The sequence below is a fragment of the Arthrobacter sp. D5-1 genome, assembly GCF_017357425.1.
GTDB lineage: Bacteria > Actinomycetota > Actinomycetes > Actinomycetales > Micrococcaceae > Arthrobacter.
In genome coordinates this window covers 4596403-4612998 of record NZ_CP014571.1, presented here as the reverse complement: position 1 = coordinate 4612998, position 16596 = coordinate 4596403, and the positions used below count along the sequence as shown (strand labels likewise).

At 63.9% G+C, this 16596-nt stretch carries 18 protein-coding genes and 1 riboswitch; of the genes, 12 read left to right on the top strand and 6 right to left on the bottom strand.

The features are described 5' to 3' along the window. Nucleotides 1-2 precede the first annotated feature (2 nt). Nucleotides 3-887 (top strand): PaaX family transcriptional regulator C-terminal domain-containing protein, encoded by an 885-nt coding sequence (locus AYX22_RS21350; protein ID WP_207595455.1) that lies wholly within the window; start codon nucleotides 3-5, stop codon nucleotides 885-887. Here the strand turns inward: AYX22_RS21350 and AYX22_RS21345 are convergent, their stop codons facing one another. Further along, complete coding sequence (locus AYX22_RS21345) at nucleotides 888-1670, bottom strand: VOC family protein (RefSeq protein WP_207595454.1); 783 nt, start codon at nucleotides 1668-1670, stop codon at nucleotides 888-890. 200 nt (nucleotides 1671-1870) lie between these two features. Next, nucleotides 1871-2512, bottom strand: coding sequence for an NAD(P)-binding domain-containing protein (locus AYX22_RS21340; RefSeq protein ID WP_207595453.1), 642 nt, complete (start codon nucleotides 2510-2512; stop codon nucleotides 1871-1873). 114 nt (nucleotides 2513-2626) lie between these two features. Here AYX22_RS21340 and AYX22_RS21335 point away from each other — a divergent pair, with 114 nt between their 5' ends. Together AYX22_RS21335 and AYX22_RS21330 are read left to right on the top strand one after the other, a co-directional pair. After that, nucleotides 2627-2908 (top strand): hypothetical protein, encoded by a 282-nt coding sequence (locus tag AYX22_RS21335; protein WP_242703443.1) that lies wholly within the window; start codon nucleotides 2627-2629, stop codon nucleotides 2906-2908. Further along, nucleotides 2898-3602 (top strand): HAD family hydrolase, encoded by a 705-nt coding sequence (locus AYX22_RS21330; protein WP_207595452.1) that lies wholly within the window; start codon nucleotides 2898-2900, stop codon nucleotides 3600-3602. The genes AYX22_RS21335 and AYX22_RS21330 overlap by 11 nt, the downstream gene beginning before the upstream one ends. A gap of 8 nt (nucleotides 3603-3610) precedes the next feature. Here AYX22_RS21330 and AYX22_RS21325 read toward each other — a convergent pair whose 3' ends face one another. Together AYX22_RS21325 and AYX22_RS21320 are read right to left on the bottom strand one after the other, a co-directional pair. Continuing rightward, on the bottom strand, nucleotides 3611-4039 hold the full coding sequence (locus AYX22_RS21325; protein WP_207595451.1) for a hypothetical protein: 429 nt from the start codon (nucleotides 4037-4039) through the stop codon (nucleotides 3611-3613). A gap of 121 nt (nucleotides 4040-4160) precedes the next feature. Further along, nucleotides 4161-4772, bottom strand: a complete 612-nt coding sequence (locus tag AYX22_RS21320; RefSeq protein WP_207595450.1) for an NADPH-dependent FMN reductase — start codon at nucleotides 4770-4772, stop codon at nucleotides 4161-4163. Nucleotides 4773-4957: 185 nt separating this feature from the next. Here AYX22_RS21320 and AYX22_RS21315 point away from each other — a divergent pair, with 185 nt between their 5' ends. From AYX22_RS21315 to AYX22_RS21295, 5 genes are all read left to right on the top strand, one after another. Further along, complete coding sequence (locus AYX22_RS21315) at nucleotides 4958-6154, top strand: Re/Si-specific NAD(P)(+) transhydrogenase subunit alpha (protein ID WP_207595449.1); 1197 nt, start codon at nucleotides 4958-4960, stop codon at nucleotides 6152-6154. Beyond that, entirely contained in the window at nucleotides 6154-6501 is a 348-nt protein-coding gene (locus tag AYX22_RS21310) for an NAD(P) transhydrogenase subunit alpha (RefSeq protein ID WP_207595448.1), read from the top strand. Before AYX22_RS21315 ends, AYX22_RS21310 begins: the two co-directional genes overlap by 1 nt. After that, nucleotides 6498-7871 carry an NAD(P)(+) transhydrogenase (Re/Si-specific) subunit beta gene (locus tag AYX22_RS21305; protein WP_207595447.1) on the top strand — a complete coding sequence of 458 codons (1374 nt, stop codon included), beginning with the start codon at nucleotides 6498-6500 and terminating at the stop codon, nucleotides 7869-7871. Before AYX22_RS21310 ends, AYX22_RS21305 begins: the two co-directional genes overlap by 4 nt. Nucleotides 7872-7959: 88 nt before the next feature. Then, entirely contained in the window at nucleotides 7960-8214 is a 255-nt protein-coding gene (locus AYX22_RS21300) for a hypothetical protein (RefSeq protein WP_207595446.1), read from the top strand. Between the two features lie 155 nt (nucleotides 8215-8369). Continuing rightward, nucleotides 8370-8717 (top strand): hypothetical protein, encoded by a 348-nt coding sequence (locus tag AYX22_RS21295; RefSeq protein ID WP_207595445.1) that lies wholly within the window; start codon nucleotides 8370-8372, stop codon nucleotides 8715-8717. A gap of 12 nt (nucleotides 8718-8729) precedes the next feature. Here the strand turns inward: AYX22_RS21295 and AYX22_RS21290 are convergent, their stop codons facing one another. Then, nucleotides 8730-9623 carry an amino acid-binding protein gene (locus AYX22_RS21290; RefSeq protein WP_207595444.1) on the bottom strand — a complete coding sequence of 298 codons (894 nt, stop codon included), beginning with the start codon at nucleotides 9621-9623 and terminating at the stop codon, nucleotides 8730-8732. A gap of 156 nt (nucleotides 9624-9779) precedes the next feature. After that, nucleotides 9780-10256 carry a large conductance mechanosensitive channel protein MscL gene (gene mscL, locus AYX22_RS21285; protein ID WP_207595443.1) on the bottom strand — a complete coding sequence of 159 codons (477 nt, stop codon included), beginning with the start codon at nucleotides 10254-10256 and terminating at the stop codon, nucleotides 9780-9782. Between the two features lie 313 nt (nucleotides 10257-10569). Continuing rightward, nucleotides 10570-10668: riboswitch (glycine riboswitch) on the top strand. Between the two features lie 149 nt (nucleotides 10669-10817). Here mscL and gcvP point away from each other — a divergent pair. Genes gcvP through glyA form a run of 4 tightly spaced genes read left to right on the top strand, consistent with a single transcriptional unit; the run spans nucleotide 10818 to nucleotide 16583 of the window. Then, a complete protein-coding gene (gene gcvP / locus AYX22_RS21280; RefSeq protein ID WP_207595442.1) occupies nucleotides 10818-13670 on the top strand; it encodes an aminomethyl-transferring glycine dehydrogenase in 2853 nt (950 codons plus the stop codon). An 11-nt stretch (nucleotides 13671-13681) separates the two neighbouring features. After that, nucleotides 13682-14830, top strand: coding sequence for a glycine cleavage system aminomethyltransferase GcvT (gene gcvT, locus AYX22_RS21275; RefSeq protein ID WP_207595441.1), 1149 nt, complete (start codon nucleotides 13682-13684; stop codon nucleotides 14828-14830). Between the two features lie 53 nt (nucleotides 14831-14883). After that, on the top strand, nucleotides 14884-15267 hold the full coding sequence (gcvH, locus tag AYX22_RS21270) for a glycine cleavage system protein GcvH (protein WP_207595440.1): 384 nt from the start codon (nucleotides 14884-14886) through the stop codon (nucleotides 15265-15267). After that, nucleotides 15264-16583, top strand: a complete 1320-nt coding sequence (glyA, locus tag AYX22_RS21265; RefSeq protein ID WP_278251942.1) for a serine hydroxymethyltransferase — start codon at nucleotides 15264-15266, stop codon at nucleotides 16581-16583. The genes gcvH and glyA overlap by 4 nt, the downstream gene beginning before the upstream one ends. Nucleotides 16584-16596: the final 13 nt, after the last annotated feature.

The window sequence follows — 16596 nt, the reverse complement described above, 5'->3', positions numbered from 1 at the left end:
CGATGTTCGCCGTCCCGGCACCCCCGGTGCGCCACCAGCAGTTGCTCGTTACGATCTTCGGCCTCTATGGCCGGAACGCGGGCGATGCTTTGCCGGTTTCTGCGCTGATCTCCATGCTGGGTTCGCTCGGTTATGACGCTCCGGGCGTAAGGTCGTCGGTCTCCAGGCTCAAGGCCAAGGGTGTGCTGAAGAGTGTCCGCGAGGGTGGAATCGCCAAGTACAAGATCTCCGAGTCCATCAGCGATGTGTTCCGTGAGGGCGACCGGCGGATCTTCGCACCGGAACCGCCCGCCCCGGTGGACACGTGGGTCCTTGCTGTTTTCTCAGTGCCGGAATCCATGCGCAACCGCCGTCACCAGCTCCGTTCCGCGCTGCTGGCCCTGGGGTTCGGTTCGGTGGCCAACGGGGTGTGGATCGCGCCGGCCCACAAGCTGGAGCAAGCCCGGGAGCGGCTTACCGCCGGGGGGCTCATTGAGTTCGTGGACCTGTTCCGGAGCGACTACGTTTTTGACGGTCCCATGAGACCCAAGATCTCGGAATGGTGGGACCTCAAGGAACTCGATGAGCAATTCACCGAGTTCCTTGGGCTGTACGAAGGTGCGGAGCAGCAATGGACGGAGAAGGTAGGCGACGATCCCGAGAGGGCTCTGGCTGATTCCACCGAAGAGCTGCGCCGTGACGCCTTCCGCTATTACATTCCCATGCTCACCATGTGGCGTAAGTTCCCGTACCGCGACCCAAACCTCCCCACCGACTACCTTCCGCCGGAATGGCACGGTCCGGCGGTGCGGAGGACGTTCCAGGCAGTTCATCGTCTGGCGGCACCCTTGGCCGCGGCCCACGCGCACGAGGTCATCGCGGAAGCCCTGGACCCCGCAGCAGCCTGATTAGTCGCTGGTCCGCGGTGCGTCGATGACGCCGAACACTTCACCCTGCGGCGCCCGGACCACCACCATCCGGCCCAGGGTGGTTTCCGCCACGGGGCCCAGCAGGGTTGCGCCCAACTCGACGGCCCGGGTTGCCGTCCCCGCCACGTAATCGCTGGCGAACCAGGTCATCCAGTGGTTGGGCGCGTTTTCTGGAAGTGCGGTGTCGTGCTGCATCCCGCCCACTTCCCGGCCGTCCGAAGGGCGGCGGAAGGTGGAGTAGACCAGGCCCTCTTCGGTGACATCCTGGTAGCTGACGTCGAAGACCTCCGAGTAGAAGGAGCGGGCCGCGGAATAGTTGCGGGTGTGAAGTTCATTCCAGCACAGGGAGCCGTGCTCATTGACGCGTTCAGCGCCGATGTGGGTGCCGGCCTGCCAGACGCCGAACGCCGCACCGACACTGTCGGTGGCCAGGGCCATGCGGCCGGACTCCATGACATCAAAGGGCGGGGCCAGGAGTTGCCCTCCGGCCGTGCCGATCTTTTTCGCCGTGAGGTCAACATCGTCAGAGGCCAGGAAGGTGGTCCAGGCTGTGGGCATGCCGGGATTTTGTTTGGGGCCCATTCCGGCCACGGCGCGGCCCCTCAGATGAGCCAGGACGTAGTCGCCGGATTCCACGCCACCTGACACGAATTCCCAACCAAAAAGGTCTGCATAGAAAGTCTTCGCGGCATGAAGGTCGTCAACACCCAGGTCCACCCACATGGGGGTTGCGGCGGGCCAGCTCGAAATCTTGGTGGACATGGGACTCCTCGGGTCGGGGCGCTGGGGGCAACTGCTTCCCCAGGTGCCTGATGCGCCAAGCGCCTGAGGAAGCAGCCACCCATAAAGTGCGCCACGGACCCGGTTTATGACACCGTTTCCATCCCCTTTTTCAGGGGAGCAGCCCAGAACAAGGCGGCGGGCCAGCGCCAGCCGCTTGCCCGCCGTCGTGCGTTGTTGGTTTAGACCGTACGGGTCGCCTTGGCGAGGTTGTCCTGGAGCTCGACGGCGGTCTGCCGGATGACGTACGCGGGGCGGTCGCGTTCGACGCGCCAGCTGTCCTCCAGCGGGCCGATGTTGACGGTGTCAAAGCCGAATTCGTCGTACAGCTTGGTGACCAGCTCGGCGGCTTCCGGGAAGTCGCTTGAGGTGGCCAGCGCGCGGCGGTTGGGCGTACCGGCCGGGGTGCCGTCGGTGGTGATGTCCTTGGCGAAGATGTGATTGAAGCCCTTGGCCACTTTGGACGTGGGGAGGTGCTTCTGGAGCAGGCCGGACGTGGTGGCTTCGCCGTTGTCCAGCTCGGGGATGCGGCCGTCGCGTTCCCAGTAGTAGTTATTGGTGTCGATGACGATCTTGCCCTCGAGCGGCTCTGCCGGGATGCTCTGATAGTTCTTGAGGGGCACGGTCACGACGGCGAAATCGCCCGCCGCTGCTGCCTCGGCTGCCGTGGCGGCACGGGCGCGCGGCCCCAGTTCCGCAACGAGTTCGCCGAGTGTTTCGGGTCCCCGTGAATTGCTGATCACGACGTCATAGCCCAATTCCACGGCCTTGCGTGCAACCTGGCTGCCAATGTGTCCTGCACCGATGATTCCGATTGTTGTCATGTCCGTGCCAACAAGAAGTTGCAGGCGCCTAATTCCCGCGTGACGAAATATGTCGATCAGCCCTATACTAAGTAGTCTTACTATGGGGTGGGTTGTTGAGGCAAGGAGGTCGGTATGGCCGGTCATTTGGAACTGGTAGAGACCCCCGACGGAGGATTTCGCATTCTGGTGTTGGACGGCAGCGACGAATTGATGGGGCTTTCAAAACGTTTTTCCTCGCTGGACGAGGCCGTTGAGGGAGTCGCTGCCATGAGGGAAGTGGCCGGGACGGGCCTGTTGCGAACGGGATCCCCCGAGCGGTATGCCGTCCTCCTGCTCGAGGAACCAGTCACCGATCCTGCCCTTGCGGCGCAGGGCATCCAGACCAAACCGAAGGTGGCTGGCAATGACATCTGATTCAGCATCACCAAAGACGCGCGGGGTCCTCTTCGATGTGGACGGCACGCTGATTGATTCCAGCTACTTCCACGCCATGGCGTGGTGGCAGGCGTTCCGGCGTGAAGGCTTGGACATAGAGATGTCCGCCATCCATCGGCGGGTGGGCATGGGAGGCGACCGCCTGATCCAGAGCCTCGTACCTGACTGCACCGAAGACCTGCAGGAAGAACTGAAATCAGCCCACAGCGCAGTGTTCTCAACGTTCTGGCCGACGCTGCGGCCCTTCGACTCCGTCCGCGACCTCCTCTCAGCGTGTTCTGAGTCAGGGCTGGCAGTGGGCTTGGCGTCGTCAGCACAACAGCGGGACCTCGAGGTCAGCAGGCACATCCTCGACGCCGGATCCTCCATCGATGCGTGGACCAGCTCCAACGACGCCAAGGAGAGCAAGCCCGCGCCGGACATCCTGATCGCCTGCCTGGAGAAGCTTGGCGTCAGCCCGGAGGATGCAGTTTTTGTTGGCGACGCAGTCTGGGACGTCATGGCCGGTGCGGCCATTGGTGTTCCCGTGATTGCTTTGACCTGCGGCGGAATCAGTGAGGCGGAGCTGCGTGACGCAGGTGCCGCAGAGGTCTATGACAATCCGCGGCACCTGCTGGAGCACCTGGAAAGCAGCATCATCGGCCGGTTGGCGGCGGGCGCTCCCAAGGCGTAGCCCGTCGCCTAGCGCGGCTCGTCGCTGATCCCCTTGTCCCGCCCGCGCCGATTGCGCGCGGTCCAGATAATCAAGGCGATGATGATGACTGCGGCTACTCCGGCCAGCACCCATGGCGTGGCGTCGGTGCGGGTCTGCTCTTGGGGGCCCGATTCTCCCGTCCCCGGATTGGCGGGCCCACTACCTGCCGGATTCGGCGAGCTGGGAGCCCCGGATGATGGTGCCGGGTTGGTTGGTGTTTGCGTCGAGGGGCCGGAGGGGTTGGTGGAATCCGCTGTGGGTGTCGGTGTCGTGGCGGCTACATTGCCTTGGACCGCGCTGCCTTGGACCGCGCTGCCCTGGACGGCTGGCGCCGCGTTGGCTGCGACCGTTGCAGGGAGCATGGACCCTGCGAAAAGGGCCACGGCCAAGGTAGTGGTGGCTAGTCTTCGAAACATCGATACCTCCAAGGTTTAGGGGCGTGAATCCTCGTACTCGTAAGGATACTGACTAAACCGTGGTGGTGGGTGATTTCGCCGGTGCAGCCACCGGGGGGACGTAACCCGCACCCACCGGCCTCTACCGCGTGAGCTTGGCGGAATCCGGTTCCTGGTCCCCGATGTGGCCCGGGGCGTTGGCTGCGAGGACACGCTGCACGAACGCGCTGTATTCCTCCATGTAATGCCGCAACAAGGCCGCGGTTCCCTCGTCCTTAACTGACCCGTCGTCGTCGTACGCGTCTGCGACGAAGCGGATGTAAGCCTCAGGTGCGTTCAGCTGCGGCGCGTCCAGGAAGCTCAACACGCTGCGCATGGACGACTGCATCACCGCCGTTCCAATGCCGCCTGGCGATGCGCCGATGATTCCCGTGGGCTTCCTGGCGAATGAGTTGGTGCCCCATGGGCGCGAACCCCAGTCGATGGCGTTCTTCAACGCGCCCGGAATGGAGCGGTTGTACTCAGGGGAGATAAACAGGATGCCGTCCGATGCGGCGATGGCATCCTTCAGTTCCCGGCCCGCCGGCGGGAAATCGGCGTCGTAATCCGAGCTGTAAAGAGGCAGGTCCTTAATGGCGATCTCATGAAACTCGAGCTCCGAAGGCGCGACGCTGATGAGCGCCTTGGAGAGGACCCGGTTGATGGAATTGCTCGCCAGGCTTCCGACGAAGTAACCGATTTTGAAAGTGTCCATTGCGGCGTTCCTTTCCGACGGCACGGCCGGAACCGGCTCGTCGACGGTGTGGTGACTGGTTGCCCCAGCTCTTACCGACCCTAATTGACTTATGCACATAGCGCAGCCCCTACTCCCGCCGGGACCTTTGCGGTCATAGACTCATGCCAACTGAGTTCTGGAGAATTCCGGAAAAGGGGTGGCGGGTGAAAGCAGGCATAGCGCGCGAGAGGCTCGACGGTGAGCGACGTGTGGCCGCAACGCCGGAAACGGTGAAGCAGCTGGTGGGGTTGGGGCTGGAGGTTGAGATCGAGTCCGGTGCGGGGCTGGCGTCCGGGCATGGCGACGAGGACTACCGGGCGGCGGGCGCCGCTGTGGTGCAGTCGTTGGTTCTCGGATCGCTTGATGTCTATTGCCACGTACGTCCCATGGAACCGTCGACGGCGGGAGCCCTCCGCCGGGGTTCGGTCACCGTCGGGTTGGGGTCGCCGTCCTCGGAGTTGCCTACGGTGCGGGCGCTCGCCGCAGGTGGAATCACGTCCTTTGCCCTCGAGCTGGTTCCCCGTATTTCCCGCGCCCAATCCATGGATGCGCTCACTTCGCAGGCCCTGGTGGCCGGCTACCGCTGCGTCCTCGAGGCGGCCATGCGTTTGCCCCGGTTCTTCCCGCTGTACATGACGGCGGCCGGGACCATCCCGCCCGCCAAGGTGCTGGTGTTGGGTGCAGGTGTTGCCGGACTGCAGGCGATCGGCACAGCCAAGCGGCTCGGGGCCAGGGTTTCCGCCAACGACATCCGCCCGGCTTCGGCGGACGAAGTAGCGTCCATGGGCGGCACGTTCATCAAACTGGACCTGGAAACCGCCGAGGCATCCGGTGGATACGCCCGCGAACTCAGCGCAGACCGCGGCGCGTTGCAGCGGGCACTCCTGGCACCGCACGTTGCCCAAGCCGATGTATTGATTACCACCGCCGCTGTTCCCGGCAGAAGGGCGCCGCTCCTGGTGAGCCGCGAGATGGTGCAGGGTATGCGCCCCGGCTCCGTGGTAGTGGACCTGGCGGCCGAGTCCGGGGGGAATGTTGAGGGAAGCATCCCAGGGCAGGACATCCCCGTGCCCACCGCTGACGGCCAAGGGCTCGTGACACTGGTGGGAATCAAGGACCCAGCCTCCGCGATGCCCGCAGACGCCTCCCGCCTCTACGCCAAGAACGTGGCCAATCTGCTGGCGCTCATGACCAAAGACGGGACGGTCTCCCCGGACTTCGACGACGAAGTAGTGGCGGGCACCTGCCTCACCCACCTCGGCGAAGTCAGGCACGCACCCACCGCGGAGGCACTCACGGCGCTCGCAGGCGAAACAGCACCCGTTGGCACAACCCGTCCCGGAACTGAAGGAGTGCGCTGATGGATGGCATGAGCCTGCTGACGATCACCGTGCTGGCCGTGTTCGTGGGCTTCGAGGTTGTTTCCAAGGTTTCCAGCACCCTGCACACGCCGCTCATGTCCGGCGCGAACGCCATCCACGGCATCATCCTGGTGGGAGCCATCATCGTTGCCGGACAGGCTGCTGACCCGTGGGTGCTGGCAGTAGCCTTGTTGGCTGTCGTCCTTGCCACGGCCAACCTGGTGGGCGGATTCGTGGTGACCGACCGCATGCTGGAGATGTTCCGCGGAAGGCAACGGCCGCCGTCGAAAGTTGAGCCGGCTGGTCCGGGCTCCGCCGAAGCCGTGACGAAGGAGCGCCAACAGTGACGCTGCTCAATCCCACGTGGACGGCGCTCCTCTATCTGGCTGCGGCGGCGTGCTTCATCCTCGCGCTGAAGGGGCTGAACTCACCGAAAACGGCCCGTCGCGGCAACCTGATCGGTGCCTTGGGCGCCCTGTTGGCCGTGGTCACGGTTTTTGTCTCCGTGAAGTTGGACAACGTTCCCTGGATCCTCGGTGCCATTGCGGTGGGTTCAGGTGTGGCGGCGCCGGTGGCCCGCCGCGTGCAGATGACGCAAATGCCACAGCTCGTGGCCCTCTTCAACGGTGTTGGTGGTGGTGCTGCTGCGCTTGTTGCCATGCTGGAACTCTCCCACTCAGACGATCCCTGGGTTCGCCTGGCCATCGTCTTTACGCTGCTGGTCGGTGCGGTGTCCTTCGCCGGTTCCGGTGTCACGTTCGCCAAGCTCCAAGGGCTCATGACCACCCGCCCCGTCACATTCCCGGGCCTGCCCGCACTGATGGCAGTGGTTCTACTGGCTGCGGTGGGCGCCGGTGTAGTGGTGATCCTGAACGGCTCGCTCGCGCTGGCGCTGGTGCTGTTGGTCCTGGGTCTTATTACCGGCATCCTCTTGGTTCTTCCGGTGGGTGGCGCGGATGTTCCGATCGTCATCTCGCTCCTGAATGCCTTCACCGGCTTGGCTGTCGCGGCATCGGGGCTGGTGCTGGGCAATGTTCTTTTGCTGGTCGCCGGAACGTTGGTGGGAGCCTCGGGCATCATCCTGACCCGGGCCATGGCGGCGGCGATGGGCCGGAGTGTCGCCGGCATCATGTTCGGCGCCTTCAAAGGTGGCTCGACGGCAGGATCCACCGCTGTGAGCGAGCGGCCAGTGCGGTCCTCCAGCGCAGAGGACGTTGCAGTGCTGCTCGGCTATGCCCAGCGGGTCATCATTGTGCCGGGATACGGGCTTGCGGTCGCACAAGGACAGCACACCGCGGCCGAGCTCGCCCTGGCGTTGGAAGCCCGCGGAATCGACGTGGATTTCGCCATCCATCCCGTGGCAGGACGTATGCCCGGACACATGAACGTGCTGCTGGCTGAGGCCAACGTGCCCTACGAATCGTTGAAGGAAATGGGCGATATCAACTCCGAATTCAAGACCGCCGATGTTGCTTTGGTGGTGGGCGCCAACGACGTCGTCAACCCTGCCGCGAAGACCACCTCCGGCTCACCGATCTACGGAATGCCCATCCTTGAAGTTGCCGACGCCCGGCAGGTGGTATTCCTCAAACGTTCCATGCGTCCGGGATTTGCCGGTATCGAAAACGAACTCCTCTACGAACCCCAAACCACCTTGTTGTTCGGAGATGCCAAGGATTCACTGACCAAGGTCCTGGGCGCGGTGAAGGGACTCTAGGAAAAACCCGCGAACCGCGTCATGTACTGGCCCGTGGCGGCACAAGTCTTTACAGACAGTTTGTCAAGCACCGCTAGGAGTCATTGACGTGAAGGACAGCAACAAAAAATCGTCGACCGGGACGCCTTTCAGCCACATCGAAGGCAGGGCCGTGACCAGTTGGCGGGTCCTCGTGGGCCAGACGGTGGAGGTCTGGCGGTACAACGAGGTAGTGGACCAAGGCTGCGTGGAGTCCGTCACCTATGACGGCAAAGTCCTCTGGCTTGCCCAAAGCGGGCCCATAGAGCGGAGGTTGGTGGAGAAAGAGCGGGGAACCGGTCTCAGGATCCGGCTGGTGGACTGACCGCTATGGCTGGGCGCGGTAGCTGAGCCTGAGCGCCGGGGCTGCCATTCCGGCCCTCCGACCCAACGGCCTTTCCACCCGTCCGCCGGCGTCCTATGCTGGGCTGCACGAGCTTCCGGATTCAGCCCAAGCCACCAACCCCAGCGAGGTGCGCCATGACAGTGAAACTCAACAAAAAGGCCTTTGACCATGCGAAGCGCCTGGTCACGGACGGCAAGGTGGTCAAGGACACCCGAGACGACTGGAGTGAGCACGCGCCCTCCACCAAGGACGAAAATGCCTTCCTGGACAAGCACGGGCACGCCGAATACTCCAAGTGGTTCCTCGGGGTGGACGACGACCACCCGGATGACCAAAAGGGCCACTACAAGTTCCCCATCGGTGATTTCACGAAGATCCACCGCTGTGGTGTGATCGCCGCCGAGAGTAGGGCCGGCCAGTACGACTACGACGACATCCGGGATGCCCTGGGGAAGCTCCTCGAGAAGATCGACCAGGACTGAACGCTGTGGGGTTCAGCAGCGCGCTCTCTCCGGGGCCGCCGGGCTGTGCGCCAGGATCTCCGCGAGCTCAGCCAGCCTATGCGCCCGCGCGGACTCGGCCGGCGTGAAGGGTTCGCCGGGTCGGGAAAAGACCAGCGGGCCATTCCAGGCCGTGGGGATCTTGAGGACGTCCGGTGAAGGCCCGACGCCGGCGCTCGTCTCGGGCGCCGGATGCTCCGGATCGCTCGGGACGACTTTGGCGGAAAGCAGCTCGGCCACTGCGTGCGGAAGTTCCTTCGGGTTTCCGGCAATCCGGGTCGCCAGGGTCAGTGCTTTGGTCTGGCCATCTGCCATGGCCAAAGCGGTGGTGGGCCAAACAAGGGACCCACACCCGCCGCCGTCGGCCAGGGCTTTCAACAGTTCCTGCTCGGTGACGTCCCCCGGGGCGGAGAGAACAAACTCGTCCATGACAGTTCCGATGTGTCCCGGGGCGAGGGACCCGGCTCTCATCACCGGGTGGACGTGAAGGCTGAGGATGTTCGTGCCCAACTTGGACAAGGACTGTGTGACCGTCTGCAGTGAACCCGGCTGGTCCAGCAGCACTGTCCGGGCCCGCCACAAGGCCGGTGCCAGATGTAGTCTGTGCCGTTGGCGGAGGGCCGGCGCGTGCAGCCAGCCCCGGAGGACCTTGGCAGCTGAAGGTTCGGCCACCCAGATCACCAAAACGGTGGCGGTCACTGCAAGCAGCAGCACCTTGGCCACGTAGGGGAGGGTGGTTCCCACCACGGCCGCATGAACCAACAGTTCGATAGGAAGCATCACCGCGATGTTGGCGAGGGTGAGCCGGGCCTTGTGAGGTTCAGGCAATTGTCCGCAGACATCACACAGAAGATCCGCGGTGACGGAAGTGCTCGGGTTGGGCTTCATGTTCCCATGCTGCCCTCCCCCCGTTTCGCGCCGGTTGCCAGCGCGTCACGTTCTGTGGACGGGCCGGTGAACGTGCAAGAACCCGGCGCCCTCGCGGAGAGAACACCGGGTTCGGTGAAGCAACTGGGAACTGATGCCCGCAGGGAGCCGGCGATCCTAGCGGGTTCGGTCGGAATCGAGTTCGGAGTCCAGGTCCGACCCAAGGCCAGAGGTCCGGGCAGTGCTGCGGGCGGCAGCAGCGTCCTTCAGGAGGTCGCGGATTTCGGCCAGAAGGGCAGTATCTGCCGGAAGCGGCTCTTCCTCGGGCTCCTCGGTGGAGAGGCGGTCCTTGACCAGGGAATTGATCTTGTTCATGGGTGCCACAAAGATGAAGTAGACCACGGCAGCGGTGATCACAAAGGTCACGAGAGCCGTCAGCACGGCACCGATGTTGATGAAGGTGGCGGGGTTGTCCTGCCAGATCCTGAAGCCGAGACCATCAGCGTTCACTCCGCCTGCGGCGGCGATCACGGGGTTAATAATGTTGGTGGTGAAGGCCGCAACGAGGGCTGTGAACGCACTGCCGATGACTACGGCAATGGCCAACTCGATCACGTTGCCGCGAAGTATGAAGTCCTTGAAACCCTTGAACATGGATGATCCTCCGAATAGGTGCAGTGTCTGCCTCCAGCAGAGATCAAAATACCACTCCGGGGTTTCCAGCCGGTGTAAGCGGGGATGTGAGAGAGCGTTGGTGGGAAGGGCTCGGGATGTGAGAGAGCGTTGCTTTCTCCCACATCCCGGCACACCCATGACTCCCTGTCAGGCGAGCAGGGACCTGGTGTGGTCGTTGAGGAACATTCCGCGGGGGTCGAACTCGATGCATCAGTAACCACACCTTGCTTGCACTTTTTCAAAACAACCCGCTATGGTGTGAAGCGTGTCACTCATGGTGGCGCAACGCTTTTGATCTGCGGCGGGAGAGTCCTGCCGGTACATCCAGTCAGGCGCCGTAGGAGCAAATCCTCCCCAGGAATCTCTCAGGCCCATGTACCGCCGCGGTTAGGCAACTCTGGAAAGCAGTCCGGGCAACCGGGCTCACCGACGGTGCAAGCAGGCAACCATTCCTGCGGAATCTCTCAGGTCCAATACAGAGCGGGGAGGAACCCCACATCATCGTGGCGCTCATTGGGCGCCTGAATCATGGAGTTCCTCTTGACTGTTCAATCAACCCCCACCGCCTTCGCGGACCGGCACATCGGCGCCCGCCGCCAAGCCGACGTTGACACCATGCTCAAGGCCATCGGCTACGACTCTGTCGACGGCCTGGTAGACGTCGCGGTCCCCGATTCCATCCGGCAGGACACCGCCCTGAAGTTGCAGGACGCCCTCACTGAAGTCCAGGTCCTCGCCGAGTTGCGCAAACTGGCTTCCAAGAACAAAACCGCTGTCCAGATGATCGGCCAGGGCTACTACGACACCGTGACGCCCCCGGTGATCCGCCGCAACATTCTGGAAGCTCCCGCTTGGTACACGGCCTACACGCCGTACCAGCCGGAAATTTCGCAGGGCCGCCTTGAAGCGCTGCTCAACTTCCAGACCATGGTGCAGGACCTCACCGGACTTCCCGTAGCCAACGCCTCGCTGCTGGATGAAGCCACCGCCGTTGCCGAGGCCGTATTGCTGATGCGTCGGGCCAACAAGTCCAAGACGGCCAAGGACGGCAAGACCGTCCTGGACGCCGACCTCCTCCCGCAGACCATCGCGATCGTCAAGGGCCGTGCTGAGGCCCTGGGCTTCGAGGTGGAGATTGCTGACCTGTCTGCCGGTCTTCCCGATGGCGACATCAACGGCATCGTCCTGCAGCAGCCCGGCGTTTCCGGCCGCATCTTCAACCACTCCGGCGTCATCGCCGACGCCAAGGAACGCGGTGCCCTGGTCACCGTGGCCGCTGATTTGCTGGCGCTTACCCTCATCACGCCCCCGGGCGAGCAGGGTGCCGATATCGCCGTCGGAACTGCGCAGCGCTTCGGTGTCCCGCTGTTCTTCGGCGGCCCGCACGCTGCCTACATGGCCGTTCGCGAAGGCATGGAACGTACACTTCCCGGCCGCATCGTTGGTGTTTCCAAGGACAACGCCGGCGTCCCCGCGTACCGCTTGGCCCTCCAGACCCGCGAGCAGCACATCCGCCGCGAAAAGGCCACGTCCAACATCTGCACGGCCCAGGCATTGCTCGCCATTGTCGCCTCGATGTACGCCGTCTACCATGGCCCCGAGGGCCTGAAGGCGATCGCCGAGACCGTCCACGGCCACGCACGTACGCTTGCCACCGCCCTGCAGAAGGCCGGCCGCGAACTCGTCTCCGAGGCCTTCTTCGACACCATCACCGTCCGGGTCCCGGGCAAGGCCGACAAGGTCATCGCCGCCGCGGAAGCCCGCGGCATCAACCTGCGGTTCATCGACGCCGACACCGTTGGTGTCTCCGTTGATGAAACCACGACGCCGGACGTCCTCTCCGCGGTAGCCGTCGCCTTTGGCGCCGGACCCGTAGGGGACGCGGCCGGGTTTGAGCTGCCCTCTGACGTGGTCCGAACGTCCGACTTCCTGCAGCATCCGGTGTTCAACACGCACCGTTCCGAGACGCAGCTGTTGCGCTATATCCGCAAGCTGTCCGACCGGGACCTTGCTCTGGACCGCACCATGATCCCGCTGGGCTCGTGCACCATGAAGCTAAACGCCACCGCTGAGATGGAGGCGATTTCCTGGCCGGAGTTCGCCTCCATCCACCCGTTCGCTCCGGACCACCAGACTGCTGGTTGGCGGGAACTGATTGAGGACCTGGAAGCTGACCTCACGGAGATCACGGGCTACGACCAGGTCTCCATCCAGCCGAACGCCGGTTCCCAGGGTGAGCTCGCAGGTCTGCTGGCGATCCGCGGCTACCACTTGTCCCGCGGTGACGAACAGCGCACTGTCTGCCTGATCCCGGCGTCGGCCCATGGCACCAATGCAGCGTCTGCTGTACTGGCGGGCATGAAGGTAGTCGTGGTGGCCACGGCTGCTGACGGCACCATCGATCACGCGGACCTGACCGCCAAGATTGAAGCCAACAAGGACGTCCTGTCCTGCATCATGATCACCTACCCGTCCACGCACGGTGTGTACGACGCCGACGTGCGGGAGGTGTGCGACGCGATCCACGCAGCCGGCGGCCAGGTCTACGTTGACGGTGCCAACCTGAACGCGCTGGTTGGCTTGGCACAGCCGGGCAAATTCGGCGGCGACGTGTCCCACCTGAACCTGCACAAGACCTTCTGCATCCCGCACGGCGGTGGCGGACCGGGTGTTGGCCCTGTTGCTGCGAAAGCCCACTTGGCTCCGTTCATGCCGGGCGACGCGAACAAGGCTGCGCACGAGCCTGGTCATGGTGTCGCGATTTCCGCCTCACGTTACGGCTCTGCCGGTGTACTGCCGATTTCCTGGGCGTATGTGAAGCTCATGGGTGGGCAGGGGCTGACGGAAGCTACCAAGTCGGCCCTGCTTGCAGCCAACTATGTTGCTTCCCGCCTGGATGAGGACTTCCCCATCCTTTACACGGGTGAGGGCGGGCTCGTGGCGCACGAGTGCATCCTTGACCTCCGCGAACTGACCTCCCGCACGGGTGTCACGGCCGAAGACGTGGCCAAGCGGCTGATCGACTTCGGCTTCCACGCCCCCACCCTGGCGTTCCCGGTTGCCGGCACGTTGATGGTGGAGCCGACGGAGTCCGAGGACCTCGTGGAGATTGACCGCTTCATCGAAGCGATGATCACCATCCGCGCCGAGATTGAGCAGGTGGCCAGCGGTGATTTCACCGTTGAGAACTCGCCGCTGCGCAACGCGCCGCACACGGCTGCCGCCGTCGTGAATTCCGGCTGGGACCGGGATTACCCGCGCGAGCAGGCCGCCTTCCCGGTCCACCACCTGAAGCAGGACAAGTACTTCCCGCCGGTAGGCAGGATCGACGGCGCCGCCGGTGACCGGAATCTTGTGTGCTCCTGCCCTCCGCTCGAAGACTTCGAAAACTAAGGACTCCTGACATGTCTGAGAACTACACCGCTCTCTACGAGCAGCACAAAAAGGCCGGTGCATCCTTCACGGACTTCGGCGGCTGGCAGATGCCCCTGAAGTACGAGTCCGAACTCGCCGAACACCACGCAGTCCGCAAGTCCGCGGGCTTGTTCGACCTCTCCCACATGGGTGAAGTCTGGGTGTCCGGCCAGGACGCTGCGGCCTTCCTGGATTACGCGCTGGTAGGCAAGCTGTCCGCGATCGCCGTGGGCAAAGCGAAGTACTCGCTGATCTGCAACACCGACGGCGGCATCATCGACGACCTCATTACCTACCGCCGACCCTCTCCTGAGGACGGCGTGGACAAGTACCTGGTGGTCCCCAATGCGGGCAACGCCAAAGTGGTCGCCGCGGCGCTGCTGAAGCGCGCGGCCGGTTTCGACGTCGTCGTAGAGGACGTTTCTGCCGAGACGTCACTGATCGCGGTGCAGGGCCCGAACGCCGAAGCCATCCTGCTGACCCTGGTTCCCACCGATCAGCACGCGCTGGTCACCGATCTGAAGTACTACGCTGCGGTTGAGGTTGGGCTGACGTTCGACGGCGGCACCCAGTACCTGCTGCTGGCCCGCACCGGCTACACCGGCGAAGACGGCTTCGAAATCTACGTCCCGAACCTCGACGCCCCGGGCCTCTGGGAAGCATTGCTCGAAGCCGGCGAAGGCCACGGCCTCATCCCGGCAGGCCTCGCAGCCCGCGACTCACTGCGTTTGGAGGCCGGAATGCCGCTCTACGGCAACGAGCTCTCCATCCACGTCAATGCCTACGCCGCAGGCCTCGGCCCGGTCGTTTCCTTAGCCAAGGAAAGCGACTTCGTTGGTCGGGAAGCACTGACGTCGATCAAGGCAGCCGGGGTCGGATCCACCATCGGCCAGAAGCTGGTCGGTCTCAAAGGTACCGGCCGCCGCGCCGCCCGCGGACACTACTCGGTCCTCAAAGACGGCTCGCTCATCGGCGAAGTCACCTCCGGCCAACCGAGCCCCACGCTCGGTTACCCAGTAGCGATGGCGTATGTCGACGTCGAGCATTCAGAGCCGGGCACGACGGTCGAGGTGGACCTGCGCGGGAAGGCTGAGCCCTTCGAAGTAGTCGCGCTCCCGTTCTACAAACGTCGGAAGTAGCCCCTACAGCGGGTGATCTTGAAAAGTTTTCAGTTAGTGAGAGAAGGAATCTTATGAGCAAGGTAGTTGCTGAATTGAAGTACTCGGCTGAGCACGAGTGGGTTGCCGCTGACGGTGAAGGGCCCGTGGGGATCGGGATTTCCGCGGTGGCCGCTGACGCCCTGGGCGACATTGTGTACGTGGACCTCCCGGAGGTTGGTTCCACAGTGACCGCAGGGGAGACCTGTGGCGAGGTTGAATCCACCAAGTCGGTATCGGACCTGTACTCGCCCGTGACGGGGGAGGTGACCGAGATCAACGACGCCGTTGTCACTGATCCCGCCCTCATCAACAACGATCCTTATGGCGCGGGCTGGCTGTTCAAGGTGGCTGCCACAGAAGAAGGGCCGCTCATGTCGGCCGAAGAATACGCTGCAACGAACGGTGGAGAACTGTGAACCCGGTATCTGTAACTGAGTACCAGCAAGTGGTGTCGGCGTCGCTGGACGCCCAGCTGTCAGAGCTGGATCCTGAGATTGCTGCGAAGATCGACGACGAACTGGGTCGCCAGCGCGACGGCCTGGAAATGATCGCCTCGGAGAACCACACGGCCGTTGCTGTCATGCAGGCCCAAGGCTCGGTCCTGACCAACAAGTACGCCGAAGGTTACCCGGGCAAGCGCTACTACGGCGGCTGCGAGCATGTTGACGTGATCGAACAGCTCGCGATCGACCGCATCAAGTCCCTTTTCGGGGCCGAGTACGCGAACGTCCAGCCACACTCCGGTGCGCAGGCCAACGCCTCCGTGATGCACGCCCTCATCAAGCCCGGCGACACCATCATGGGCCTGAACCTGGCTCACGGTGGGCACCTCACGCACGGCATGCGCATCAACTTCTCCGGCAAGCTCTACAACGTGGTTCCCTACGGCGTCCGCGAGGACACCCACACGGTGGATATGGCCGAGGTTGAGCGCCTGGCACAGGAGCACAAACCTGCGCTGATCGTTGCCGGCTGGTCCGCTTATGCGCGGCAGTTGGACTTCGCTGAGTTCCGCCGGATCGCCGACTCCGTGGGCGCCTACCTGATGGTGGACATGGCCCACTTCGCCGGCCTGGTGGCTGCGGGGCTGCACCCCTCGCCCGTCCCACATGCGCACGTCACCACGTCCACCACGCACAAGACCCTCGCCGGTCCGCGTGGCGGCATCATCCTCTCCAACGACGCCGACATCGCCAAGAAGATCAACTCGGCCGTGTTCCCGGGCCAGCAGGGCGGACCGCTGGAGCACGTGATCGCCGGCAAGGCCGTCGCGTTCAAGATCGCCGCCTCGGAGGAGTTCCGTGAGCGTCAGGAACGTGTCCTCGCGGGTGCCCGCATCCTTGCCGAGCGACTGGTCCAGCCCGACGTCGCCGCCAAGGGCATCAGCGTCGTCTCCGGAGGAACGGACGTGCACCTGGTCCTCGTCGACCTCCGCAATTGCGAACTCGACGGCCAGCAAGCCGAAGACCGCCTTGCCACGATCGACATCACCGTCAACCGCAATGCCGTCCCGTTCGACCCCCGCCCGCCCATGGTCACCTCCGGACTGCGCATCGGCACTCCGGCGTTGGCGACGCGCGGCTTCGGTGAAGCAGCCTTCCGCGAGGTGGCCGACATCATCGCCGAGGCATTAATCGCCGACGCCGACGCGGACCTTTCCGGGCTGCGTCACCGTGTTGATGTTCTTGCGAAGGCGCACCCGCTGTACCCGGGAGTCGCGAACCTCGCCTAACCGGGGTTTTTGG